A 25,312-nucleotide genomic window follows, 5' to 3' on the forward strand; every position below is an offset into this window, starting at 1 on the left:
ATCGTGCTGCGTGGGGATTGCTGCTCAGTCGATGCGACCGCTCAAGGAACAGTGATCTGCCGCAGGGTCAGAGGGTCGCCACGGCCGATCACAGTACCTGCCCATTGTGCCAGACAAACCCTCAGGGCGCGATTCGACGCGCCCCGGACGCACGGCGCCTCACTTGAGGTACTTCTCGAAGCCCTTCGGCAGGTTCAGCTGGGCCGGGTCGAAGGCGTCGTCACCGGCCGCTCCGAAGCTCGAACCGTCCATGCGCTTCTTGGCCGCCTCGGCCTTCCGGCGCTCCGCCTCCTGGGCCTCCTGCGCGGCGCGGGCCGGGTTGCCGGACTTCGCCTTCTTCTTCCCCTTGCCCTTGGCGGGCTTCTTCCGCCCCTTGCCGGCACCCATACCGGGCATGCCGGGCATCCCGGGCATCCCGCCGCCGGGCGCCCCTCCGCCGCCGGGCATCTGCGGCATCCCGCCCCCGCCGGCCATCTTCTTCATCATCTTCTGCGCCTGAGTGAACCGCTCGAGGAGCTGGTTCACCTCGGAGACATGGACGCCCGAACCCCGGGCGATGCGGGCCCGACGCGAGCCATTGATGATCTTCGGAGCGACCCGCTCATGCGGGGTCATCGAGTAGATGATCGCCTCCACGCGGCCGATCGAGGACTCGTCGAACTGGTCAAGCTGCTCCCGCATGCCCTGGGCGCCGGGCATCATGCCCAGCAGCTTCTTCATGGAGCCCATCTTCTTGAGCTGCTGCATCTGGGCGAGGAAGTCCTCGAGGGTGAAGTCCTCCCGGTCGGCGAACTTCTGGGCCATCTTGGCGGCCTCGGCCTTGTCCCAGCTGGCCTCGGCCTGCTCGATGAGCGAGAGCACGTCACCCATGTCCAGGATGCGCCGGGCCATCCTGTCGGGGTGGAAGACCTCGAAGTCCTTCAGCCCCTCACCGGTGGAGGCGTACATGACGGGCTTCCCCGTCACCGAGGCCACGGAGAGCGCGGCTCCGCCTCGGGCGTCGCCGTCGAGCTTGGAGAGCACCACGCCGGTGAAGTCCACGCCTTCGTTGAAGGCCTGCGCCGTGGTGACCGCGTCCTGACCGATCATCGCGTCGATGACGAACAGCACCTCGTGGGCACCGACGGCGGCCTTGACGTCGGCAGCCTGCTGCATCAGTTCGGAGTCGACGCCCAGACGGCCGGCGGTGTCGATGATGACGACGTCGTGGAGCTTCTCACGTGCCTCGGCCACACCGTCGCGGGCCACGCCCACCGGGTCCCCGGTGGGCGTCTCCTCCTCAGAGGACACCCCGGGATGCGGCGCATACACCGGCACGCCGGCCCGCCGCCCGCCGACCTGCAGCTGGTTCACCGCGTTGGGGCGCTGGAGGTCGCACGCGACCAGCAGGGGGGTATGACCCTGGTTCTTCAGTCGGTACGCGAGCTTCCCGGCCAGGGTCGTCTTTCCCGCGCCCTGGAGACCGGCGAGCATGATGATGGTGGGAGGCTGCTTGGCGAACTGCAGCTCGCGCGTCTGACCTCCGAGGATGCCCACGAGCTCCTCGTTGACGATCTTCACGACCTGCTGGCCTGGGTTGAGTGCCTCGGCAACCTCAGAGCCCAGCGCACGGGCCTTCACGCGGGCGATGAACTCACGCACCACCGGAACGGCGACGTCGGCGTCCAGCAGGGCCCGACGGATCTCACGGGCTGTGCCGTCGATGTCCGCCTCGGTCAGGCGCCCCTTGCCGCGGAGGTTCTTGAATGTCGCTGTGAGGCGATCGGAGAGGGAGTTGAACACTGGGTGCAGATCCTTAGATCGACAGAGCTGGGGCAGGCAGGGCAGAGCCGCTCCGGCCCGCGTGGCCGACCGGGCGTGTCATCTGCCGAACCTCTAGAGTAGCAATGTGCGTTGGACAGAGACTCCCCCGGCGGGGCCGCAGGAGCCGACAGGCTCCCTGACCGGCTCCCCCGCTGCCCCCTCCCCCCGACCCGGCCGACTCCGCGAGACGGATGTGCTCGGCGCCGCTCTGCGCACCCATCGCGCGGCGCTGCGGACCGTGGAGGACGCCCATCGGCGGGCGGCCGGGAGCTGGTGCACCGACGACGCGGCGGGAGACGACGGCGACGTCCGCAAGACCGGTGCCGAACCTCGACCCAGGACCGCCGCAGAGGCCGACGCGGGGGCGCATCCGACGGATCGGCTGCGCCGGGACCACGCTCGGGACCACCTGCGCCGCGCTGAGGAGCACCGCCAGCGGCACGAGTTCCTCGCCCAGATCGCGACCATCTCCCCGGGGGCGGTCTCCTCACTCACCGCGGACGACCTGCAGGCGCTCACCGTTGCGGACACCATCGGGCCTCAGGCCCTGCACACGCCTGCGCATCGCCTCCAGGAGGCCCTCGAGGCCGCCCAGGGCCTCCCCGACGGCGAGATGGGCATCTCTCGTCCTCGCCTGCCGGTGCGACTGGGGATCATCGGGGCTCCCCGGGTCCAGGCCCGCTTCAGCGGACTCGCCGACGTCGTGGCACTGACCGGCTCCACGTGGCGGGAGCACCTTGAGGACCTCGACCTGCTGCTGGTGGCCACCGACACGGGGCCTCTCCCGCTGCTCTGGGAGGACGGCTTCGAGGATGCCGCGGCCTCCCCCGCTGCTCGCGACGCGCTCGACGGCGCGGAGGCCGCCGAGGCTGCTGACGCGCGGGCCGAGCTGGAGCACGCGCTGACGATGCGCCATCTCGCGGAGACCGTCATCCCCGCGTTCCGGGGCAGAGGGGTCCCCACCGTGCTGGTGTCCACCGCAGGGACCGCCGTCGAGGAGACCGCGGAGCTGGCGCGCGCATGCTCGCGGATCGTCACCACCGACGCCGAAGCCGCGGCCCTGTACCGCGCTCAGGAGACCGAGTCGACCGGCGTGGACGTGATCCCGGCGGGCGTCAATCCGCTGATCCACAGTCCGATCGGCACGCGCCCGGCGCGCACCGACCTGGTGGCGCTGCTGGGCTGCGAGCAGACGCACCCGGCGGGCCACCTCTCTGACCCACCCTACGCCCCGGCGCTGCTCGACGGTGCCCTGATCTCCGGTCGTCCCGTCGTCCTCCTGCAGCCCCACCCCGCGCAGGCGCCGGACTCGGAGCACTGGGTGATCCCCACCCGCTACGGGCCTTGGACGGTCTCGGCGGACGAGGCCGCCGACATCGACCTCACCTACGGCACCGACACGCTGCAGCGAGCCATGGATGTGGCGCTGACCATCAACGCCGTCGTCGACTCGCAGGCGGTGTTCGACCCGCAGATCCTGGAGCTGCAGGCCAGCGGCACGATGGTGCTCTCCACCTACAACCAGGGCCTGAACTCCTACCACCCGCACACCTACATCGCGAACTCCGCGGAGGACGTCGCCAAGACCCTGCAGCTGATGTCGCAGGAGGAGCTGCGCCGCGTCCAGGGCGACGGCATCCGCAAGGTCTTCACCGACCACCACGCCTCCGACGTGCTGCGGCGCATCTGCGAGCGCGCGGGGCTGAACGTGACGCCCGTGCGGGAGAGGGTCCTGGCGGTCGCCGAGCAGCGCACGGACGACCTCGCCCGCGAGATGGCCGAGCAGACTCATGCCGACGTCGAGCTGATCACGTGGGAGGAGCTGGCCGGGCGGGTGGAGGAGTCCGGGGCGGAGGCCGCGGCCGGGAGCTTCGACGTGCTGCTGCCGGTCTCCCCCACCAGGCACCATGCCCCCACCTACGTGGCCGACCATGTGGCGGCGTTCCGCTATCAGTCGGCACCGGTGACCCAGAAGCTCTCCGGCGACGCCGCGGACAGCGACTCCCAGGCCCACCGCCATCGCCGCGGAGTCCTCGCGCTCGAGCTCACGGCCTGGTGGCGCCCGGCCCCTGACCTCCTCGGGACACGTCAGGAGCTGCTCCGGGCGGCCGAACGGAGCCGGGTCTACTGCGTGGACCACCTGGGCCATCGCCCGGCTGGTCCGCTCACCACCGGCGCTTCGCGTCGGGACGCCCGAGAGGCGTCGGGCACCGCATCGGCGGGGTCGACGACCCCGCATGCGGCCCCTGCCGAGCACCCGGAGACGCCGGCCTCCGCACGTCCGTCCTTCTGGGACGTCGTCCGCGGCGTCGCTGCCGCCTCGGAGGTGAGCACCCCGATGACCCCGAACCTGGAGCGGGAGTCCGCAGCGTCCGGCAGCGCCGGCACGCCCGCGCCGCCGGACGGCTCGTCGTCCGAGGCGGCGCGGCCATCCCCGGAGTCCGCGGCTCCGAGCACACGGGACGCCCCACCGCGACGTCGACCGGCGCCGTCGCCGCTGACCGCAGACGATCTCGAGGCGGTCCAGCAGGAGGCTCGCCGCACGGCCCACGAGCTCGGCCTTCAGCTGGCGGTGATCGTGCCCATCTACAACAACGGCGACCACCTGCGCCACAAGGCCTTCGCCTCGCTGCGACGCTCCTCGATCTTCGAGAGGATGCACGTCCTGCTGGTCAACGACGGGTCCACCGACCCGGTGACGGTGGACACGGTGGAGGAGCTCGCTCACCGGTGGCCGAACGTGACCGCCTACCACCATGCCCGCGGGGGCTCGGGCTCCGCCTCCCGTCCGCGCAACACGGGGCTGGCCCTGAGCTTCACCCCGTACGTGACCTACCTGGATCCGGATGACGAGGAGCTCGACGACGGCTACTGGGAGCTGATGGACACGCTCGAACAGGCCCCAGAGGCGAACTTCGCCCTGGGCACCATGGCGGTGTGGACCAGGAAGCATTCGGTGCACGACTACCACGCGTGGTTCGCCGGAGCGATACCACACCGCGACGGACTGTTCCGCGTGGACCGGGAGTCGCTGCCGGCTGTCGGCTTCAGGCCGGCCAGCATCGAGGCCCTGGTCGCCCGGACCGACTGGCTCAAGGGGCTGGGACTCGTCCAGCCGGAAGGGGCCGTCGGTCAGGACACCTACTTCTTCCAGCAGATGCTCTTCCACACCGAGGCCTACGCTCCGGTGTACCGCCCCGTGTACACCTACTACGGCGCGGTGGACACCTCGATCGTCAATGTCGTCTCCCCGGGCTACTTCCGCAAGTACCTCATCCTGGAGCAGGCCCGGGCGGCCTGGCTGCGCGAGACCGGGCTGCTGGAGGCCTACATGGAGCAGCGGTTCGAGAAGTTCTTCGTCACCTGGTACCTGGACAAGTACAAGCGAGTCCTCCCCCACCAGCGGGCGGAGGCCGCGGCCGTGTTGCGTGAGATCGCCGCAGCCTACGGCGAGTACAGTTGGACGTCACCGAAGGCCAGGAGGTTCTTCGAGAGCGGGTCCGGCTGACCTGCGGCCCGCCTGCGTCAGCCGACCTGTCTGTTCCGCCCGCCCATCCTGCTGTGGCCCTTCCCCGCAAGGCCCGCTACCGTGAAGCACAGCCCGCCCTGTGCGGTCCGCCGCCTCTGGAGGCGCTGCGGCCCGCCCCATGACAAGGAGTACCGAGGACACGCATGAGTGCAGAAGCCGCGACCGAGCAGCCCCTGTCGGAGGACGCGCGTGACGTCATCGTCGCACTGCTCGGGCAGCAGGAGGCCCTCCTGGCCGAACTCCGCTGGGCCTACGACCAGCTGGAACGCACCCAGGAGGCCGACATCGCCGAGCTGCGCTCCCGGGTGGCCAAGCTGGAGCACCGCGTGGCGGCCCGCCGACAGGCTCCGACTCCCCCGGTGACGGGCAGCTCCCCTGACGAATCTCCGGCCAGCAGGATGCGGCGACGGCTGGAGTCCGCCGTCCAGGATCCGGAGCGGACCGTCCGGGCGGCTTCCCGTCGTGTGCGCCGCCAGGTGGGGAAGGTCGCCCGGCGCGCGGGGATCTCCCGGTGAGCCGGGCTCGACTCCTGGGGCCCTCAGCCCGCCAGTCGGAGCTGGATGAGGCTCGAGAGCGGATCGTCGGCCTCGTGGCGTCCCGCGATCCGTTGCGCCAGCTGCTGGAGCCCGGGGCCCTGCAGTCGCTCGGTGTCCGTGACTCCTCTCCCTTCTGGGGCGGGCGGGCCGGGGCCGAGGCGTTCCTGGACCAGCTGATGCCCGCCCTGGAGGCGCTGCCGCCGCTCGAGGCGGGAGTCTCGCGTCCGGCGCTTCCGAAGACCGTGGCGGTGCTGGGCGATCCTGACCTGATGGAGGTCCTGGCCGGTGCCGCCGATCTCCGGCTGATCGACCCGGACGACTGGGAGTCGACGCTGTCCGCCGCCGACGCGGTGCTGCTCTCCCCCCGCACCGTGAAGGCCCCCCGGGCACGCGGCCGGGTGATCACTGCCGCCCGGGAGGCGGCCATCCCGCTGATCTACTGCGACACGACGCTGCCGGAGCCTGGGCGCCCCGAGGTGAAGCTCGCGGCACGCTGCGACGTCGTGCTCACGACCTCCGAGGAGGGCGCCGAGGAGTACCGCCGTGGCGTGCCGAGCTCAGTGCCGGTGGCCACGGTGGTCCAGCCGGTGAGTCCGCTGCGCCGGTCGCCGCTGGGGTCCCGGACGCACACGCATCGGCTGGTGACGCATCTGGAGCGCCGCCGCGCCGGAGCGCTGGATGCGGATGCCCGCCGCGGTCTGCAGTGGATCCACGACGGCATCGTCTCCTCCGGGTCGCCGCTGCTCCTGGGCCTGGAGGTCCGCGGGCCGGGCGCACGGCGGGAGACTCTCCCCGTCCGGCACCGCCCCTACTGCGCACCGTCGGCGATCTCCCACGCGCCCGGTCTCGACCGGCTCTCCCCGGTCGGCGTCGTCACTCAGGCCGTGGCCGGCTCTCAGACCTTCTTCTCCCCCCGGACCCTGGATCTGCTGGCCTCCGGCTCCCTGGTGCTCTCCACCTACAACCAGGGGCTGAACTCGCACTATCCGGAAGTGCGCATCGCGAACTCGGCCGAGGATGTGGCGGTGGGGCTGGAGTCCCTTGAGCTCGAGGAGCTCCGGCGGGCCCAGGGCGACGGCGTCCGCCACGCGTTCCGTCGGCATCATGCCGTGGATGTGCTGCGCACCGCGCTGGGCATGGCGGGCATCTCCGTGCCGGAAGCCCCGGACCGCGTGCTGGCGGTCGCCTCGGGGGACGACGCCGCCGACCCTGTGCTGGCCGAGCAGCTGCGCCTGCAGACGGCTGGGGCCGTCGAGACCGTGACGTGGGACGAGCTGACGGGCCGCCACGGCGACTACGACGTGCTGGTGCCGGTCTCCTCTGCTCACAGCTACGCTCCCACCTATGTGGAGGACCACCTGGCCGCGCTGGCGCACCAGTCCTGCCCGGTGACCGCCAAGATGGACGTCCGGCGCGCCGACGCCGGTGATCCGCACGCCCAGCGGCATCATGGGGCGGGCGCCCTCGCGGCCGAGGAGGTCCCGCCGTCGGGCCGGCCGCTGACCGAGCTGGCGCTCTCGGCCTGGTTCCAGCCCCCGGCTGACGCGTCGCTCTCGCCGGAGACGCTGATCGCGTCGCTCCAGCGCGTGCATCTGTCCGATCATCTGGGACACCGGCCTCGCCGGGGGCACACCGTGGTGACGTCCGACGGCGGAGCCGTGCCGGGCCCCCGGACCCCTTCCGGGCTCGCCGACGGAGACGACCTGGAGACCGTGCGGCGCGAGGTCGCCGCCACCGCAGAGAGGGAGGGGCTGCAGCTCTCCGTCATCGTGCCCGTCTACGACAACGGCGACCATCTGCGGCACAAGGCCTTCGCCTCGCTGCGGCGCTCGTCGATCTTCGAGACGATGCACGTCCTGCTCATCAGCGACGGTTCCACCGACCCCTCGACGGTGGACACGGTCGAGGAGCTGGCCGCGGAGCACCCCAATGTGACGTCCTTCCACCACGGCGGGGGAGGCTCCGGCTCGGCCTCCCGGCCGCGCAACACCGGACTGGACCTGGCCCAGACCCCGTTCGTGACCTACCTGGACCCGGACAACGAGGCGATCGAGGACGGCTACGCGCAGCTGCTGGAGGATCTCCGCGCCCACGAGGACGTCGACTTCGTGCTGGGCAACATGTCGCAGTGGGCCCGGCACCACACCCGTCTGCCCTACGCCGGCATCCTTGAGGAGACCTTCGCCGACCATGCTGAGCCGGACGGCACCCTCGTGGTCCCGGACCGTGCCCTGGAGGCGCTGCGGTTCCGGCCGTTGGGCATCCAGACGGTCGTGGCCCGCACGGGGTGGCTGAAGTCTCTGGGCATCAGCCAGCCGTTGGGCGCGGTGGGACAGGACTCCTACTTCTTCCAGCAGATGCTCCACTATGCCCGACGGATCCGGACCCTCGACGTCGGAGTGCACACGTACTACATGGCAGTGAGCAGCTCCACCATCAACACGCTCAATCCGGGGTACTTCAAGAAGTACCTCCCGCTGGACTCCTCCCGCGCCCGATGGCTTCAGGAAGTGGGGCTCCTGGAGGCCTACCGGCGCGACCGGCTCGAGAGGTTCCTCGTCTCCTGGCACCTGCCGAAGCTGAAGAGGGTCCGGCCCGAGGAGTGGTTCGACGCCGCTGAGAACCTCGCGGAGTTGCTGGCCTGCTACGGGGATCATGAGTGGACGGACCCGGCGGCGCTGGAGTTCTGGGACGACCTGGACCTGGCGCGACGGCGCGAATCGTCGCGCCGTCGTCGTGCCGGCGAGAGGACCGGGGCAGGCTGAGCACGCCACCTGCACCCGGCCGGGACCTTCCCCGATCAGGCTCGGAGCAGTAGGTTGGAGGCGATGAGCCAGACCCTGGGACACGCTCGTCGCCCCTGATCAGCCGCAGAAGGGAGCCGCATGGTCCGCATCCCGGCCGCAGTGCGTCGCCGCCTGCCGGGCATCGCCTGGCGGGACAGGAAGATTCTCCAATTGGAGACCAGGGTGGCTCACCTCGAGGCCTCCCGCGAGAGGGTGCGGCGTCTGCTGCGGGAGGCGCGCAGCTCCGGCCGCGATGAGCTCCGTCGTCGCGAGGAGGAGATCACGAGGCTCTCCGATGATCTTCAGGAGGCCATCCTCCGCGCGGAGGCCGCTGAGGCGGAGCATGCCCGATTCCGCCGCTCCTCCTTCAAGGGGAAGCTGTCCTCCCACATGGCGGCGGTCAACGCGGCGAAGCTCAGCGGCTGGCAGGCGACCACTCCGGCGCTGCAGCTGCCCTACAAGCTCCGCAGCTACGCTCTGGCACAGAGCCACGGAATCGCCGTGCCGAGGATCCACCAGGTGTGGTCACGCACCGAGGACATCCGGATCCCCGACGACCTGCCCGCAGACCGGGTGGTGCTCAAGGCCGACGGCGGCCACAGCGGTCTCGGAGTCGTGCCGCTGCGTCGCACCGCCGAAGGCTGGCAGACGCTCACCGGACGCGACACGCTCGTCGACGGGCGACCCGGCGATCGACTGCTGAGCCGGCTCGAGCGAGCTCGAGGGCCGTTCTTCCTGGAGTCCTTCCTGGAGCCCTTCGCGGAGCCCTTCGCGCAGCCCTTCGCGACGACGGACTCCCGGGCGGGCGCGGATCACGGGGCCGCCGGTCAGGGATCCGCCGATCTGGCGCTGGTCGGCCCGCCCCAGGGAGCCGAGGTCCGCCTCCCGGAGGACATCAAGGTCTACACCGCCTATGGCGAGATCATGCAGGTGCTGGTGATGCGCACCCACGGGGTGAAGGTCATGAACCGGAGCCGCTTCACCCGGCGCTACTTCGACGCCGAGGCGCGCCCGCTGGGCGAGGTGCTGCCCGGCAGGCCGGAGGACCCGGAGATCACCGCGCCGGAGGGGTGGGAGGATCTCATGGAGGCCGCTCGCCGCCTCTCCATCGCCGTGGGGCTCCCTTTCGTCCGTGTCGACCTCTACTCGACCCCTGACGGCCCGGTGCTCGGGGAGCTCACGCCGATGCCCGGAGGCGTCCAGGAGTACCGGCTGAACCACGACCTGCGATTGGGCGCCGCGTGGATGCGCGCCGACCTGAGGCTGGCCCGAGACCTGGCGCGGGGGCGGCCCAGCGGGACGCTGTTCGGCTCTGAGCCCTACCAGTGGTGGTATCCGGAGCCGAGGGGCGGAGAGCCGGCAGGCACGGAGGGAGGTCCTTCCCGGTGGCCGCGGCTCCAGGCGGACCCGTTGCAGTGGTACACCCCGCCGGAGGACGTGGTCCGACTGGGGACGGACGGGAATGGCGCCGACCAGACAGGCGCCGACCAGACAGGCGCCGACCAGACAGGCGCCGACCAGACAGGCGCCGACCAGACAGGCGCCGAGGGTGCAACTGCCGAGGTGTCGATCCCTGAAGAGTCCCGTCCGGACGACCGCGGCCCGGATGAGGATCAGGTGGAGCTGAGGATCGCCGACTCGAGCCGCTGACCGATCTCGCCAGTCGCTGACCGCACGAAGTTCTCGGAGACATGGCTGTTGTCGCGGAAGGTGATGGCGCCGCCCAGCACCGCGTAGCAGAACTCGTCGTCGCAGAGCATGTCCTCGGTGGGGATGAAGTGGAAGTTGTCCTCGTCGCCGAACACCTCGACCGACCGGGTCAGCCAGCGGTCGCCCACGTGCGTGTCGTCGACCTCGTCCCGGCACGCCGCCGGATCCTCCTCGTGGAGCGCGACGCATTCGGGCAGCGTCTGCTCGTCCTCGGTCTCCTTGTTCATCCGCGGCACCTCGCCGAAGACGGCCACCTCCTTGCCGGCCTCGAGCCAGGCGTCGATCGGCGCGTACATGGCTCGCGCCGTGTCGGTGAGCTCCAGATCCGTCTCGGGCAGCTCGAGGTCGTCATCGGGCCCGGAGAAGCTGCTGTGGATCTGGCTGCCGGCGACGACCACCGTCTCGACGTCGTCATCTTCGGCCAGCCGGTCCATGATCTCGGCATTGGCCCTCACGCAGGCGTTGGAGTCGTCGTCAAGCGCACTGACCCGCGGCGAGCAGGCGGAGCGGGTGAGCACCAGCAGACGTTTGTCATGCTCCTGGGCGATCTCGTCGAGCGCCGGCAGCCACATGGTGGCATGCGAGTCACCGAACACGGCGACGGTCCCGTCGGCATCGGTCTCCTCCGCGCCCAGCCAGCACTCCTTGACGCCCTCCTCCTCGGTGTCAGCCTGACAGTCCGGGTAGATCGGTTCGTTGTTCTGCGCCGTGACCTCGGCCGGATGGGGAGCAAGGCCCAGGTCACCTTCCAGCGGGTCACCGCACTGGTCGGGGTTGGCCAGCGCCCGATACCCGTAACAGGGGTGGTCCTCCGAGAGCTCTGTGTCGGCGAAGCCCCGCTCGACGGCGGCCACGGCCGCATGGGCGGTGGAGATCACCAGGACCATCCCGGCCGCCGCCGCCACCACGGCGCGCCAGGTCGGCAGCAGGAACCGCGCACGGCGCAGCGGCGCCTCCACGTACCGCGTGGTCACCGCGGAGAGGCCGACGACGCCGAGGATCAGCATCACTTTGATGTACCAGTGCTTCGCCTCCTCGCTCAGATACGGTGAGAAGACCACGATCGGCCAGTGCCACAGGTAGATCGCGTAGGACCAGTCGCCGATCGCCGTAGCGGGGCGCAGGGAGAACCACCAATGCACGCCCGTGCCGGCTTCGCGCCCGCCGCACATCATCAGCAGCACGGCCCCCAGAGTGGGCATCAGCGCCGCCCCACCGGGGAAGGCGGTGGCGTCGGAGTAGAGCCATGCCGACGCCAGGATCATCCCCAGGCCGGCCCATCCGACCAGATTGGCCGCTCGTCCGGTGAATTGGCTGGAGCCCATCCACAGCGCCAGCAGCGCACCGAGGGTGAACTCCCAGATGCGGGTGGGGGTCACGAAGTATGCCTGGGCCGGCTCATGGGCGGTGTACCAGACCGAGAACCCGAAGGACGCGGCCCCGAGTGCCACGAGCACCACGATGAACGTGGTGCGCACCGCCTGCGCCGTCCGGGCCGCCCGGGCGCCGGTGACCAGCAGTGCCAGCACCAGCAGCAGCGGCCACAGGATGTAGAACTGCTCCTCCACCGAAAGGGACCAGAAATGCTGCACAGCGGTGGCCTGCTCGTCGAGCTTGGAATAGTCCACCGAATCGGCGGCGAGGATCCAGTTCTGCACATAGAGGGTCGAGGCGACGATCTGCCGCAGCGTGGACTGCCAGGCCGTCGACGGCAGCACCAGCACCGCCGAGACCGCGGTGACGAGCAGGACCAGCAGGCTCAGGGGCAGCAAACGACGGATCCGGCGAGCCCAGAACCTCCCCAGCCGCACCGTGCCGGTCTGGGCCGCCTCCTTAAAGAGGTGTGCCGTGATCAGATAGCCCGAGATCACGAAGAACACGTCCACGCCCACGTAGCCGCCCGGCAGATGCTCGGGCCAGAAGTGGTAGAGCACGACGAGCAGCACGGCCAGGGCCCGGAGCCCCTGGATCTCCGGCTGGAAGCGGCTCCCCCTGCGCCGACGCTGGTCCTCGGCGCGCTCCGGCGCCGAGCCTGCGGCGTCGGCCGATGAACGGCGCGTCGTGGAGGGTACGGTCATCTGCTCTACAGTCCTGTCTCGGGGTCGGATCGGCGCGGACGCGACAGCGGCGACGGACCCACCGGCGCTGCGTCCTGGTGAACAGTAACCGATGAGCCGCCCCGCGGACCCGCTGGCAGGCCACACTCCCAGCAAGTTCCCGGCCACCTCCCAGGGTGCTCGTCGAACCTCTACGCCAGCCCTGCGTCCGGGCCGTGATCCACGTCTCGCCGCGGGCTGGGCGCCGTGTCCGGGCCGGGGCACTAGAGTGGTGCGTCGCCGACCCTTCCAGGAGCGCCCCTGTGTCTGCCCCGCAGTCCTCAGCCCGTCCGACCGACCCGCCGTCGTCGTCGTCAGCGTCGCAGGAGCGGCTGTCGCGCGGCGTCCCGGCGAGCCGGTTCCGCCCGGAGCTGCACGGCGTGCGGGGCCTGGCGATCCTCGGCGTGGTGCTCTTCCATCTCTTCGGAGCAGGGCGGGTCTCCGGAGGCATCGACATCTTCCTGGCCGTCTCCGGGTTCCTCTTCACGGCGATGCTGCTCCGCGAGGCCGCATCCCGCGGCGGGGTGCTCGATGTGGGCCGCTATCTGGCGCGTCTGGCCCGCCGCATCCTGCCCCCGGCCGTCGTCGCGATCGCGGTCACCACGATGGCCGGCCTGCTGATCCTGCCCTCCACCCGCCACCACCAGCTGCTCACGGAGGCCCGGGCCTCACTGCTGTACTGGGAGAACATCGAGCTGGTGTCCTCTCAGCTGGCCTATGAGGCGGCCGGGCCCGCCAGCAGTCCGTTCCAGCATTTCTGGTCGTTGTCGGTCCAGGGGCAGTTCTACCTCCTCTGGCCGGTGCTCGCGGTGCTGGCCGTGCTGCTGGCGCGGGCGCTGCGCCGACCTGCGGTGCACGTGATGGCGGTGTTCGTGGTGCTGGTGCTGGGTGCGTCCTTCGCCTGGGCGCTGTGGATGCGCCAGCAGGCCCCTGAGGCGGCGTACCTGATGACCAGCACACGACTCTGGGAGCTGGCCTTCGGGGGTGTCCTCGCGCTGCTCGGCGCCCGTCTGACCCTCCCCCGTCCGGTGCGCGGGGTCGCGGGATGGCTCGGGCTGGCTCTCATCATCTCCTGCGGCTTCGTCCTGGACGGCGCTTCCCTGTTCCCGGGAGCATGGGCGCTGTGGCCCCTGCTGGGACTGGCCCTGGTGCTGGCCTCCGCCGGCCCGCAGGGAGGGCTTCAGGATCCTCCCGGAACAGCGGCCCGTCTCCTCTCCACGCGACCCCTGGCCTGGGTGGGCAGCATCGCCTACGGCCTCTACCTGTGGCACTGGCCACTGCTGATCTTCCATCTGGAGCTCACCGACCAGGACGGACTGGGCGTCCTCGACGGGGCCGGCCTCCTGGTGGTCTCCATCCTGGCCGGATGGGCCACCCACCGGTGGATCGAACGCCCGACGGCCGCCCGCGCATCCCTGGCGCCCCGCGTGCCGCTGACGGCGGCCGCAGGCACGCTGGCCATCGGTGCGGTGGCGACCACCATCGGAGTGATCGGCACCACGGTGACCCTGCCGGAGGGGTACTCGATGGCCGGGGTGGACCGTGCGCTGCATCCCGGAGCGGCGGCGACGGCGCCGGGTGCGGACCCCGCCCCTCCCGACGTCGCCCCGGTGCCCGCCGCCGAGGTGCTCGCCGCGGACCGCCCGCAGTACTACGACTGGGACTGCCGCCAGTCGCAGGGCGGGGGGCTGGAAGCCTCCGAGGTGCTCATCTGTGAGGACCCCGACCCGCCGGCGTCGCCGACTGCGACCGTCGTGCTCACCGGGGGCTCCCACGCCGGCCAGTGGCAGCACGCCTGGATGATGCTGGCGGACACCTACGACTGGGAGCTGATCATCGCCGACAAGTCCGGGTGCCGCCTGCAGTCCACGGAGAACGCCGGCTCCTCCTCCTGCGCCGCGTGGAACGCGAACCTGATCGACGCGGTCGCCGAGCGGGCCCCGGACCTGGTGGTCACCCCGGGCACCGTGATGAACCGGAGCACGGAGTCGATCGAGGACGGGGCCCCGCAGCGCTGGCGGGAGCTGCGCAGCACCGGTGCGGAGGTTCTGCTGATGCGTGGGACGCCCCGCCCGGATGCCTCAGTGGCCGACTGCCTGGCCCAGGGTCGGGAATCAGGCGAGTGCGGTGCCGACCCCACGCAGATCGCCGCCGCCGACCCGCTCGATGACCTCGACCTCCCCGACGGAGTGCACACCGTGGACCTGACGGACCACATCTGCCCCGACGGAACCTGCGACGCCGTCGTCGGCAACGTCGTGGTCTGGTATGACGACTCCCATCTGAGCACCTCCTATGTCGAGACCCTCGCCCCCCTGCTGGACGCCGAGCTGCAGGCCAACGTCCCTGACCTTTTCCGGTGACCTGTTCCGGTGACTCGTTCCGGTGGCTCGTTCCTGTGCCTCCTTCCAGTGCCTGCTTCCAGCGCCGTAGAGCGCTCCGGACGCCCGATGCGCACGGAGATGACGCACCCCAGAGTCACTGCTGACCTGCAACTCCGGGCGGCTCGCTGAAGCCCGGAGGCCGCAGGGCCTCTCGTGACCGAGCCGTGATATAAGCTTGCGGGCGTTGCTGTGCTCTGCGCGTCAGTGTCGGCGGGTCCCCTGTCCGGACGGCCTCGCTCCTGTGCGGGGCCGGCGTGCGTACTTTTTGTTCTTCGAGGAAAAGAGTTCTTGTGGTTTCGAGGGAGTTCTCGACCGTCGGTGTGATCGGCCTGGGCTACATCGGTCTGCCCACCGCGGCCATCCTGGCCGACAGCGGGGTGCGAGTCGTGGGGATGGATGTCTCGCCGATCAATGTCGACGCGGTCAACAACGGGGAAGTGCCGTTCGTGGAGCCGGGCCTGAGGGAGGTCGTGGAGCGCGCGGTGGCCGCCGGGAAGCTCTCAGCCTCCACCGAGACCCCGGTGGCGGACGCCTACATCGTGGCGGTGCCCACCCCCTTCACCGACTCCCACTCGGCGGACCTGTCGTACATCGAGGCCGCCGCCGACGGCATCGCGCCGAAGCTGACCGGCGGTGAGCTGGTGATCCTGGAGTCCACCTCTCCCCCCGGGGCGACCGAGCACATGGCCGAGCGGATCCTGAAGTCCCGCCCAGACCTCGCAGCGGGTGACCTGCTCGTGGCCCACTGCCCGGAGCGGGTGCTGCCTGGGCGGATCATGGTGGAGATGGCCACCAACGATCGGATCGTGGGCGGCCTGACCCAGGCGGCTGCCGAGGCGGCGAAGATCCTGTACCAGAACTTCTGCACCGGTGAGGTCCTGCTCACCGACGCGAAGACCGCGGAGATGGCCAAGCTGACCGAGAACAGCTTCCGCGACGTCAACATCGCCTTCGCCAACGAGCTCTCTGTGATCTGCGACCAGCTGGGCGTCGACGTGTGGGAGCTCATCGACCTGGCCAACCACCACCCGCGTGTCAACATCCTGCAGCCGGGGCCGGGGGTCGGGGGGCACTGCATCGCGGTGGACCCCTGGTTCATCGTGGACGCGGCCCCAGACGCTTCACGGCTGATCCGCACCGCGCGGGAGACCAACGATGCCAAGCCTGAGTGGGTGCTCGGCCGCATCGAGCAGGCACTGGAGCACCACGGGCGGGAGGCCACGGTGGCGCTGATGGGGCTGGCGTTCAAGGCCAACATCGACGACCTGCGGGAGTCACCGTCGCTGTCGATCGCCCAGCGGCTGGCCGAGCGGGCGCCGGAGGCCCGCATCCTGGCCGTGGAGCCGCACATCGACCAGCTCCCCGCGCAGCTCGCCAGTTCCGGAAACGTCACGCTGGCCGGGATCGACGAGGCCCTGCAGACGGCACAGATCCTCGTGCTGCTGGTCGATCACGACCAGTTCAAGGCCATCGACACCGCCCGGCTGGCCGGGCACACGGTGATCGACTCCCGCGGCATCTGGCGCTGACGCCCCGGCTCCCCCGCGAGGCGCCCGCGGCACGTGCGAAATCCACCCGATCAGGGTCACGGACTGTGACACACTGGTCGGGTGGATTTTGACGTTCTGACCCTTTTCATCGTTCTGGCAGTGGTCCTCGCCGGCACCATCGGCCTGTTCCTCCTCACCGGCGGCCGCAGGCTGCCCGAGGGGACCTTCCCCGAGACCCGCGACGCCGACGACCTCCCGGAGCCTGACGGCCCTGACGCCCCTGCCGGCACCGCCGTTGCCGAAGACACCGACGCCGCCCCGCTGACCACCGCGGAGGCGACGGCCGAGACGGTCGCCGAGCCCGAGCTCTCCGAGGAGGTCGCCGAGGAGGCGGCCCCGACGATCGAGACGCCGGAGCCTGTGGCCGGACGGCTCGCCCGTCTTCGTGCCCGGCTGGTGAAGTCCAACAACGTCTTCGGCCGGTCGCTGCTGGCACTGCTCTCCTCGGACCAGATCGACGAGGACGTCTGGGACGAGATCGAGGAGACGCTGCTGATGGCGGACCTCGGCACCGAGCCGACCATGGAACTGGTGGATCGTCTGCGTGAGCGGGTGAAGGTCGAGGGATCGCGGGACCCGGACCGGGTGCGTGCGCTGCTGCGTGAAGAGCTCACCACGCTGGTTGACCCTTCCCTGGACCGCAGCCTGAACGTCCGCGCAGCCGGCCGCCCGGCGGTGGTGCTCGTCGTCGGCGTCAACGGCGTCGGCAAGACCACCACCGTGGGCAAGCTGGCCCGCGTCCTGGTGGCGGAGGACAAGGACGTCCTGTTGGGTGCGGCCGACACGTTCCGGGCGGCCGCCGCCGAACAGCTCACCACCTGGGGCTCCCGGGTGGGCGTGCCCACAGTCTCCCGCGACGAGGGCACCGACCCCGCCTCAGTGGCCTATGACGCCGTCGCAGCCGGCATCGAGGGCGAAGTCGACGTCGTCATGGTCGACACCGCCGGCCGGCTCCAGAACAAGGCGAACCTCATGGACGAGCTCGGCAAGGTCAAGCGAGTCATCGAGAAGCAGTCCGAGGTCGACGAGGTCCTGCTGGTCCTGGACGCGACCACCGGACAGAACGGGCTGAACCAGGCCAAGGTCTTCTCCGAGGTCGTCGACGTCTCCGGAATCGTGCTCACCAAGCTCGACGGCACCGCACGCGGCGGCATCGTCGTGGCCATCCAGCGGCAGCTCGGCGTGCCGGTGAAGCTGGTGGGCCTCGGCGAGGGGCCGGACGACCTGGCGCCCTTCGATGCGGAGACCTTCGTCGACGCCCTGCTCGAGGAGCGCTGAGCAGCCTCCCTCCCTGCCTCGATCCGCGTGCGAGCGGTCCCTCCGATCCGGCCCGCTGCCGCGCGTCAGCTCCCGTTCCTGCCCCGGAATCCCTGAGATTCCGGGGCAGGAGCGGGAGTTTTTACGTCACCGAAACATCAGGGCGCGGTCGGTGAAACACGGACCGAGAACCATGGAGATCAGCTCGCATCGGTGAAAGACATCGGTGAGTACTTGTTTCCTGGAGGGACACATGGAAATCGTGATCGAAGACGTGGGAGCGATCTGGGTGGTCGTCGCCGGTGCGCTCGTGCTGTTCATGACGCCGGGCCTCGCGCTCTTCTACGGCGGGCTGTCACAGACCCGCTCGGCAGTCAACATGATGATGATGAGCTTCGCCGCGATGGGCCTCGTCGCCCTGACCTGGGCGCTGTGGGGCAACGCCATCGCCGGGGCTGACCCGGTGGCGGGCGGCCTGTTCGGCAACCCCACCTCTGACTTCGTGCTCTACGAGTCCCTGGCTGAAGGCGGAGACTCTCTGGTGTGGGTCGGCTTCGGCGCCACCTTCGCCATCATCACCTGCGCGCTGATCTCCGGTGCGGTCGCCGACCGTGCCAAGTTCGCCGGCTGGATGGTGTTCGTGCCCATCTGGATCACGCTGGTCTACGCTCCGCTGGCCTTCTGGGTCTGGGGCGACGGCGGCCTGCTCGTCGAGGGCGGATTCATCGGTGACACCGTCGGTGAGGCCGTGGACTTCGCCGGCGGGCTCGTGGTGCACATGTGTGCCGGCGTCGCCGCCCTGGCTCTGGTGCTGGTCATCGGCCCGCGCCGCAACTTCGCCCCGAACAAGCCGCACAACGTCCCCTTCGTCCTGCTGGGTGCCTCGATCTTGTGGTTCGGCTGGTTCGGCTTCAACATCGGTGAGGCCGGCAGCGTCGAAGAGGCATCGCTGAACTGGATCAACACGCTGCTCGCTCCGGCCGCCGCCCTGGTGGCCTGGCTGCTCACCGAGTGGGCCCGCGGCAAGAAGCCGACTCCGGTCGGCGCCGCCTCGGGCATCGTGGCCGGACTGGTCGCCATCACTCCCGCGGTGGCCTTCGTCTCGCCGCTGGGCGCCATCGTCATCGGCCTGGTCGCTGGTGCGGTCTGCTGCTTCGCCGTGGAGTTCAAGTACGGCAAGTTCGACGACACGCTCGACGTCGTCGGCCTGCACCTGGTCGCCGGCCTCTGGGGCACGCTGGCCATCGGACTGTTCGGCCGCGAGGAGCTCATCGCCGACGGCCGCGGCAGCCTCTTCCTCAACGGCGACTTCTCCCTGCTGTGGGCCCAGATCGTCGCCTGCCTGGTGACCCTGGTGTTCACCTTCGTGGCCACTTACATCATCGCCACGCTGATCCACAAGACCATGGGCTTCCGGGTGGAGGCCGAGGTCGAGCAGGGCGGCATCGACGCCGTCGCCCACCACACCGAGGCGTACTCCCACGACGCCGTCCCTGCCGGGGCCGGTGCCCGGGAGTGACAGCCTGATCTGACCGATCACTCGCCCAGATCAGGACGGGCCGGGTGGATGCGCATCGCGCTCCGCCCGGCCCGTCCTCGTGTGTCCAGTGTGGTCTGGTCTCAGGTGCGGGCGGCGGCAGGTCGACCGCTGTGGTCGAGGGTCTCCGGTGCGCGTGTCCAGGCCAGCGCCCCGACCATGAGGATCACCCCGGTGAGCCCGAAGGCCCACGCATAGCCGAAGTGGTCCACGATCAGCCCGGCGAGCAGCGGGCCGATGATGGCGCCGAAGTCCTGCGTCATCTGGAAGGTCGAGACCACAGGCCCACCGTTGCGCCCCTCGCCCACGACGTCGGCGATGGCCGCCTGCTGGGCCGGATTGACCAGCCCCGTGCCGACGCCGGCCACGAGACTGAGGGCGAGCAGCACCCAGGGCTCCGGCGCCAGCCCCAGCACGCCGGTGGCGCAGGCGGTGATGACCAGCCCCAGGATGATGGGAGGCCTGCGCCCGAAGCGGTCGGTGCGGCGGGAGAACAGCAGCACGGCGGCCACATTGCCGGCGGCGAAGGTCGCCAGCGCCACACCGGCGAGCTGGGAGGAGTCGATGACGAACCCGGACCCGGCGAACGCCGTGGCGGCGAAGAGCGGAACCAGGGAGTTGCGCAGACCGAAGGTGGCCCACCCGTTGGCGAACCCTGCCGTGAGCGCCGCCCGATACCCCGGCACGGACCACGCCTCCTTCAGAGTCGCCCGTTCGCGCGCGTCCCGGCGGCCGCGATCCTCCAGACGCGAGCCCCGCAGCATCACGAACACGATCAGCGCTGCGATCACCAGTGCGCCCCCGTAGACCAGGAACGGGACATGCGGCCCGAAGACGAGCAGCCCAGAGCCCACCAGGGGCCCCGCCACATTGCCGATGAGGAAGGCCGAGGCGTAGGCGCCGGAGATCTTGCCGCGGACGCTCGGCGGTGACTTCCTGGCCAGGAAGGTCATCGCCGAGACCGTGAAGAACGTGGAACCGATTCCTCCGACGGCGCGGAACGCCAACAGCAGCTCATAGGTGGGGGCGAAGGCCGTGGCGATCATCGAGGCCGCCACGATCAGCAGGCCCACCACATAGACCGGGGTCTCCCCCAACGCCTGCGTGAGCCTGCCGGAGGCCGGAGCGAAGACCAGACGGAAGAGCCCGAAGGCCGAGACCACTGCGGAGACGGCGAACGCGGACACGCCGAAGTCGGCGGCATACTGCGGCAGGATCGGCGCCACGATGCCGAATCCGATCGCCACCACGAAGGCCGCGACGATCAGCACGCGCAGTTCGTTGGGGATCGGTGGACTCTGGACAGCAGGCTTCTCAGGCATGTCGCTCACATCTCGTCGTCAACGCCCGCCGGGCTCCGCTTGTTCCTCGGCGCGCCGCACCCTGCTTCGAGCCCTGTGACCTCCACCACGTCTCGTGCTACGATGTCGACACAAAGTAGGACACTGTCCCATTTTTTGAGTTCCCGGTCGTTTTTCCCACCCTCGACGAAAGGAGCGGCCCGTGGCTGTCATCTACGTGTCGGATCCCATCGACCCCGCCCATCTGGAACGTCTCCACCGCAGCCACACCGTCCATGTCGGCTTCGGCCCGGACCGGTGCGACTACCTCGACGTCGCCGATTCAGTCGAGGCCGTCCTGCTGCGGGGCGAACAGTTCGACCGAGGGATGATCGAGGCGTCTCCCCGGCTGACGATCATCGCCCGCCACGGCGTCGGCACCAACAACGTCGACCTCGAGGCGGCGCAGGAGCAGGGCATCTGGATCACCGTCACCCCCGGCGGCAACAGTCGCGCGGTGGCCGAGCATGTCTTCGCGCTCGCCCTCGCGCTGGCACGGCATGTGCCGGAGGCTGACCGACGCATCCGGCACGGGCGCTGGGGCGCCGGCAAGCAGACGCTGACGGGACTCGAACTCCACAGCAAGGTCCTCGGTCTGCTCGGATTCGGGCACATCGGCAGGATGGTGGCCCAGATCGGCAGAGGATTCGGCATGCACGTCATCGCCGCCGACCCCGCCTTGGACGAGGACACCGCCGCGGAGCTGCAGGTTCGCCGAGTGGAGCTTCCCGAGCTGCTGGAGCAGGCCGACCTGCTCTCCCTGCATCTCCCCCTGACCTCCGGCACCGCCGGGATCCTGGGGGCCGACGAGCTGGCACGACTGAAGCCCAGCGCTCTGGTCGTCAACACCTCGAGGGGCGGCCTCATCGATGAGGACGCCCTGCAGAGCGCCCTCCAGGAGAAGCGCCTCCGCGGAGCGGCGCTCGACGTGATCCACCACGAGGCCGTCGACGCGACGGATCCGCTCTCCCACACTCGGCTCGACGTCGCCGCGACGGAGAACCTGATCCTGACCCCGCACATCGGTGGACAGACGCTCGAGTCCCTCGACGCGGTCGCCGAGATCGCGATCACCTGCATCAACCAGGCGCTGGCCGGGGAGACCCCCGACCATGTCATCGTCGGTCCCGCGCTGCAGACCTCATCCTGATACCGCATCCCCACGACCCAGGAGTCACCGACCATGTACATCTCAGTCCCTGACACGTCCTCCGTCACGGTGGACCTCCCGGAGCACGCAGCCTCCCCAGCACCCGCGGACAGGCTCCGTGGCGTCCCCGCGGCCCATGTGGGCGACGTCTTCCAGCGCATGCTGGTCCTCGACGGGGAGATCCGGAGCCTGACCTCGTCCACCGACACCGTCGTCGGACGAGCCCTCACCGTCCATACCCGCGCCGGAGACAATCTGGCGATCCACATGGCCCTGGACGTCGCCCGCCCCGGGGACATCCTCGTCATCAATGGTCAGGGCGACATCAGTCGAGCCGTGATCGGCGATCTCATCGGGGAGATCATGCTGGCCACCGGCGTCATCGGTGCTGTCGTCGACGGTGCTGTGCGCGACGCCGCGGCCCTCGGCGAGCAGGGCCTGCACATCTACGCCCGCGCCACCACACCGGCTGGACCCTTCAAACATGGTCCCGGCGCCGTGGGTCGACCGGTCGCCGTCGGGGGCGTGTCCATCGCCACGGGGGACATCATCGTCGCCGACGCCGACGGCGTCGCCGTCATCCCCGCGGACCAGGTGGACCACGCCCTGGAGCGACTCCCCCAGATCCACGCCGCCGAGGAGCGGATCCGGGAGGCCGTCCGGCTCGATGCCACGGCCACGCTCGCCTCGACGGCCGGCCCCACACCCCTCGACCGACAGTAGGTGCCCACCATGACCACCGAGACCCAGACCACCGCCGCACCGAAGGTGGCCGGCCTGTCCTGGCCGCTCTTCCTGATCAGTGCCGCAGCGTTCGTCCTGGCCGCCCTCACCGGGGTCCTCCCCGAGGACGGCATCCTGCCGGGGGCAGTCTTCGCGACCCTGGTCGGCATGGTCCTGATGTGGCTCGGCCGCCAATCCCGGGTGCTGCGCACCCTCGGCGCCCCGACCCTGTTCACCATCCTGGTCCCCTCGATCCTCAACCACTTCGGGCTCATCCCGGAGACCCTGGGGACGATGCTCGGGAATTTCCTCTCCGGCTACCAGGTGCTCGACCTCTTCATCGCCACCCTCATGGTCGGCAGCATCCTGGGGCTCAGCGCCGACGTGCTGAAGAAGTCCATCCTCAGGTTCCTCGTGCCCCTGCTCTCGGCGATCGCTGCCGGCATCGCCACGGCCGGCTTCCTGGCCTGGGTGCTCGGGCTCGGCCTCATGACCGGGATCCTGAACGTCGGTCTCGCCATCGCCGGCGCCGGGACCGGATCCAGCGCGATCCCGATGGCGGAGATCTACAGCGACGCCACGGGGTCGCCGGCGGGCGACTTCCTCGCCGTGATGATCCCCGCCGTGATCTTTGCGAACTTCGTCGCCGTGATGATCGCTGTCCTCTACAACTGGCTGGCCAAGAAGCCCGACCGTCCCTTCCGAGGCTTCAACGGCCAGGGCACGATCATGCGCGGTGGGGACGGCGCCCTCGAGCAGGAGGACTCTCGCCCCGCCACGAGTGCGGGATCCGTCCTGACACGTCTGATGATCACCGGAACGATCTACATCGTCAGCGTGGTCATCCACTCCACGCTCACCCCGGGACTGCACTACTTCGCCTGGATCTGCATCCTGGCGGTCGTCTTCAAGCTCAGCGGGCGTTGCCCGGACTACGTGCAGCACGGCGCCGTGGAGTGGTTCGACATCACCCTGAAGTACGTCACCCCGGCCGTCCTGGTGGCCGTCAGCGTCGCCGTGGTCGACTTCGCCCAGGTCATCGAGGTCGTGAAGGAGCCCGCGTACCTCGTCGTCATCACCGGGACCGTGGTCGTGATCGCCGTGGTGGCCGGAGGCGTGGGATACCTGATGAAGATGCACTTCCTCGAGGCGTCCCTGACGGCCGGTCTGTGCACCGCCAACATGGGAGCCGGCGGCGACGTGATCACCCTGAGCACAGCTGGCCGACTGCATCTGATGCCCTATGCCGCCATCGCCTCACGCGTCGGCGGGACCATCGTCCTGATCACGGCGTCTCTGTTCGCCGGGTCCCTCCTCTGAGGCTGACGGCGTCACCCGACGCTGATCAGGACGGAGGCCTCCGTGGCGGTGCGACGCAGCGTTGAGACCAACGTGTCGACGTCGACCTGGTCCTTCCGGAACCGCGGGATCGTGATCGCGATCGACGCCACCACGGAGCCCCCCTCGAACACGGGGGCGGCCAAGCCGAAGGCGTCGGAGAAGCGCTCGCCCTCCCCCACGGCCCATCCCCGCTCGCGGATCGCGGCCAGATCCTCTCTGAGGGCATCGCGCGTGACCAATGTGCCAGGTGCCAGGCGCGGCAGATCCAGCTGTTCCGCCGTACTCGTCGGCAGGTGGGCCAGCAGCGCCTTGCCCGAGGCTCCGGCGTGCAGCGGGACCTCAGCACCCGTGACGACCCCGTAACGGACGGGATTCGGACCGTCCACGACCTCAGCGATGGTGGCGGTCCGCTCCTCCGGGGCGAGGACCACCAGCGCCGTGGTCTCGCCGGTGGCCTGGGACAACTCGCGGAGACGGGGGCGGAGCAGGTCTCCGAGCCCGGGTCGGGGTCCCAGCTGTGCGGCCCACCGGAGCAGCAGGGATCCGCACGCGGCAGTGTTCGACGGCTCCGCGTACCGGAGGAGCCCATAGTCTGCGGCTGAAGCGAGCAGCTTCTTGGCCGTCGCGGAGTGGGCCTGCAGAGACCGGGCGGCCGCTGTCGGAGAGCCCAGCCCGGGGGCGCCTGCCGCCAGGAGAGTCATGAGCCGCTCCACGCGGCCTGCCGCCGAAGACGCGCCGTCCCGCGGTGTCGGCGGCTCCGCGGACGGCGCCACCGGCGTCGTCACGGCGGAGGATCCGAGTGCCTGCGCGGCTGCGATCACCTGGGCTGCGATCGCCTCGAGGTCCGTCGTGGAGGTCTCAGTGCGTGGACGTGTGGCCGAGACAGCCCCGATCTGTCCGTCCGGGGTACGGAAGGGAGCCGCCACTCCGGCGGCCAGCGGGATGTGCTGACCGATGCTGGTCACATACCCGCGCGCCCCGGCCTCATCCAGGATCTGCCTCAGCTCGGCGACGTCCACGTGTGTGGCCTCGGTGAACCGTTCAGGGGCGATCTGGGCGAGCACAGCCGGGTCCAGCTCGCTGAGGATCGCCTGGCCCGCGGCCCCTGCGTGAAGCGGGAGCCCCATACCGGGAGCCAGGCGATACTGGATCCCGCCAGGAGCCTGGTGGACGGCCGCCACGAATGCCTCTGTCGGGCGGGGTCCCTGCATGACGGCCATGGCAGTCGCGCCCGTGTCCCGGGTCAGCTCGGCCAGCACCGCGGGGCCCTCTCGCAGTACGCCATGGCTGCGGTGAGCCATGCCCGCGATCACCCGCAGCCGAGGGCCGACGGCGTAGGTCCCCCCACCCTCGGCCCTCACCAAGGAGAGGTCGGCGAGCGCCTGAAGTGCCCGGTTGACGGTGGTGCGGCTGGCGCCCATCTCCTCGGCCAGCTCCCTGACGCCCCAGCCCTGGCCCGGGAACCGCGAGACGAGCCTGTCCAGGATGACCATCAGGCGTCGTGTGGGATCCGAGGAACCGGGGAGGACATGACGATCGACAACCATGGTCTCAGCCTAGCCGGGTCCGG

Annotated in this window: 15 protein-coding genes; 11 read left to right on the forward strand and 4 right to left on the reverse strand. The window is 70.1% G+C overall.

Translation table 11 applies throughout. From position 1 onward, the window contains the following. Positions 1 to 159: 159 nt before the first annotated feature. The gene (gene ffh / locus SD455_RS12950; RefSeq protein WP_070161403.1) at positions 160 to 1,782 is read right to left on the reverse strand and encodes a signal recognition particle protein; all 1,623 of its coding nucleotides are present in this window, start codon (positions 1,780 to 1,782) and stop codon (positions 160 to 162) included. A 106-nt stretch (positions 1,783 to 1,888) separates the two neighbouring features. Here ffh and SD455_RS12955 point away from each other — a divergent pair, with 106 nt between their 5' ends. The 4 genes from SD455_RS12955 (at position 1,889) to SD455_RS12970 (ending at position 10,304) form a co-directional block, all read left to right on the forward strand. Continuing rightward, on the forward strand, positions 1,889 to 5,311 hold the full coding sequence (locus SD455_RS12955) for a glycosyltransferase (RefSeq protein WP_445508347.1): 3,423 nt from the start codon (positions 1,889 to 1,891) through the stop codon (positions 5,309 to 5,311). Positions 5,312 to 5,475: 164 nt separating this feature from the next. Then, complete coding sequence (locus tag SD455_RS12960) at positions 5,476 to 5,847, forward strand: hypothetical protein (RefSeq protein ID WP_070158633.1); 372 nt, start codon at positions 5,476 to 5,478, stop codon at positions 5,845 to 5,847. Next, entirely contained in the window at positions 5,844 to 8,633 is a 2,790-nt protein-coding gene (locus SD455_RS12965) for a glycosyltransferase (protein WP_445508348.1), read from the forward strand. Before SD455_RS12960 ends, SD455_RS12965 begins: the two co-directional genes overlap by 4 nt. Before the next feature lie 120 nt (positions 8,634 to 8,753). Then, on the forward strand, positions 8,754 to 10,304 hold the full coding sequence (locus SD455_RS12970) for an ATP-grasp fold amidoligase family protein (protein WP_445508349.1): 1,551 nt from the start codon (positions 8,754 to 8,756) through the stop codon (positions 10,302 to 10,304). Here SD455_RS12970 and SD455_RS12975 read toward each other — a convergent pair. Beyond that, positions 10,268 to 12,442, reverse strand: a complete 2,175-nt coding sequence (locus SD455_RS12975) for an acyltransferase family protein (protein ID WP_445508350.1) — start codon at positions 12,440 to 12,442, stop codon at positions 10,268 to 10,270. The genes SD455_RS12970 and SD455_RS12975 overlap by 37 nt on opposite strands. 281 nt (positions 12,443 to 12,723) lie before the next feature. Between SD455_RS12975 and SD455_RS12980 the strand changes: the two genes are divergently transcribed. The 4 genes from SD455_RS12980 (at position 12,724) to SD455_RS12995 (ending at position 19,170) form a co-directional block, all read left to right on the forward strand. Continuing rightward, on the forward strand, positions 12,724 to 14,823 hold the full coding sequence (locus tag SD455_RS12980) for an acyltransferase family protein (protein WP_445508351.1): 2,100 nt from the start codon (positions 12,724 to 12,726) through the stop codon (positions 14,821 to 14,823). Positions 14,824 to 15,134: 311 nt separating this feature from the next. Beyond that, positions 15,135 to 16,373: a UDP-N-acetyl-D-mannosamine dehydrogenase gene (gene wecC / locus SD455_RS12985; RefSeq protein WP_070160400.1), complete on the forward strand. Its 1,239-nt coding sequence runs from the start codon at positions 15,135 to 15,137 to the stop codon at positions 16,371 to 16,373. An 81-nt stretch (positions 16,374 to 16,454) separates the two neighbouring features. Continuing rightward, complete coding sequence (gene ftsY, locus SD455_RS12990; protein ID WP_445508352.1) at positions 16,455 to 17,672, forward strand: signal recognition particle-docking protein FtsY; 1,218 nt, start codon at positions 16,455 to 16,457, stop codon at positions 17,670 to 17,672. A gap of 232 nt (positions 17,673 to 17,904) precedes the next feature. Then, positions 17,905 to 19,170: an ammonium transporter gene (locus SD455_RS12995; RefSeq protein WP_070160403.1), complete on the forward strand. Its 1,266-nt coding sequence runs from the start codon at positions 17,905 to 17,907 to the stop codon at positions 19,168 to 19,170. A gap of 101 nt (positions 19,171 to 19,271) precedes the next feature. Here SD455_RS12995 and SD455_RS13000 read toward each other — a convergent pair whose 3' ends face one another. Then, the gene (locus SD455_RS13000) at positions 19,272 to 20,510 is read right to left on the reverse strand and encodes an MFS transporter (RefSeq protein ID WP_445508353.1); all 1,239 of its coding nucleotides are present in this window, start codon (positions 20,508 to 20,510) and stop codon (positions 19,272 to 19,274) included. A gap of 181 nt (positions 20,511 to 20,691) precedes the next feature. Between SD455_RS13000 and SD455_RS13005 the strand changes: the two genes are divergently transcribed. The 3 genes from SD455_RS13005 to SD455_RS13015 are packed head-to-tail and all read left to right on the forward strand — an operon-like array spanning position 20,692 to position 23,721. Then, positions 20,692 to 21,678 (forward strand): hydroxyacid dehydrogenase, encoded by a 987-nt coding sequence (locus SD455_RS13005; protein WP_070160405.1) that lies wholly within the window; start codon positions 20,692 to 20,694, stop codon positions 21,676 to 21,678. A gap of 33 nt (positions 21,679 to 21,711) precedes the next feature. Further along, positions 21,712 to 22,401 (forward strand): methyltransferase, encoded by a 690-nt coding sequence (locus tag SD455_RS13010; RefSeq protein ID WP_070160407.1) that lies wholly within the window; start codon positions 21,712 to 21,714, stop codon positions 22,399 to 22,401. Positions 22,402 to 22,410: 9 nt separating this feature from the next. After that, entirely contained in the window at positions 22,411 to 23,721 is a 1,311-nt protein-coding gene (locus SD455_RS13015; protein WP_445508354.1) for a 2-hydroxycarboxylate transporter family protein, read from the forward strand. Positions 23,722 to 23,732: 11 nt separating this feature from the next. Here the strand turns inward: SD455_RS13015 and SD455_RS13020 are convergent, their stop codons facing one another. After that, a complete protein-coding gene (locus SD455_RS13020; protein WP_445508355.1) occupies positions 23,733 to 25,289 on the reverse strand; it encodes an IclR family transcriptional regulator in 1,557 nt (518 codons plus the stop codon). Positions 25,290 to 25,312 lie beyond the last annotated feature (23 nt).

The sequence above is a fragment of the Nesterenkonia sp. K-15-9-6 genome (assembly GCF_052656005.1).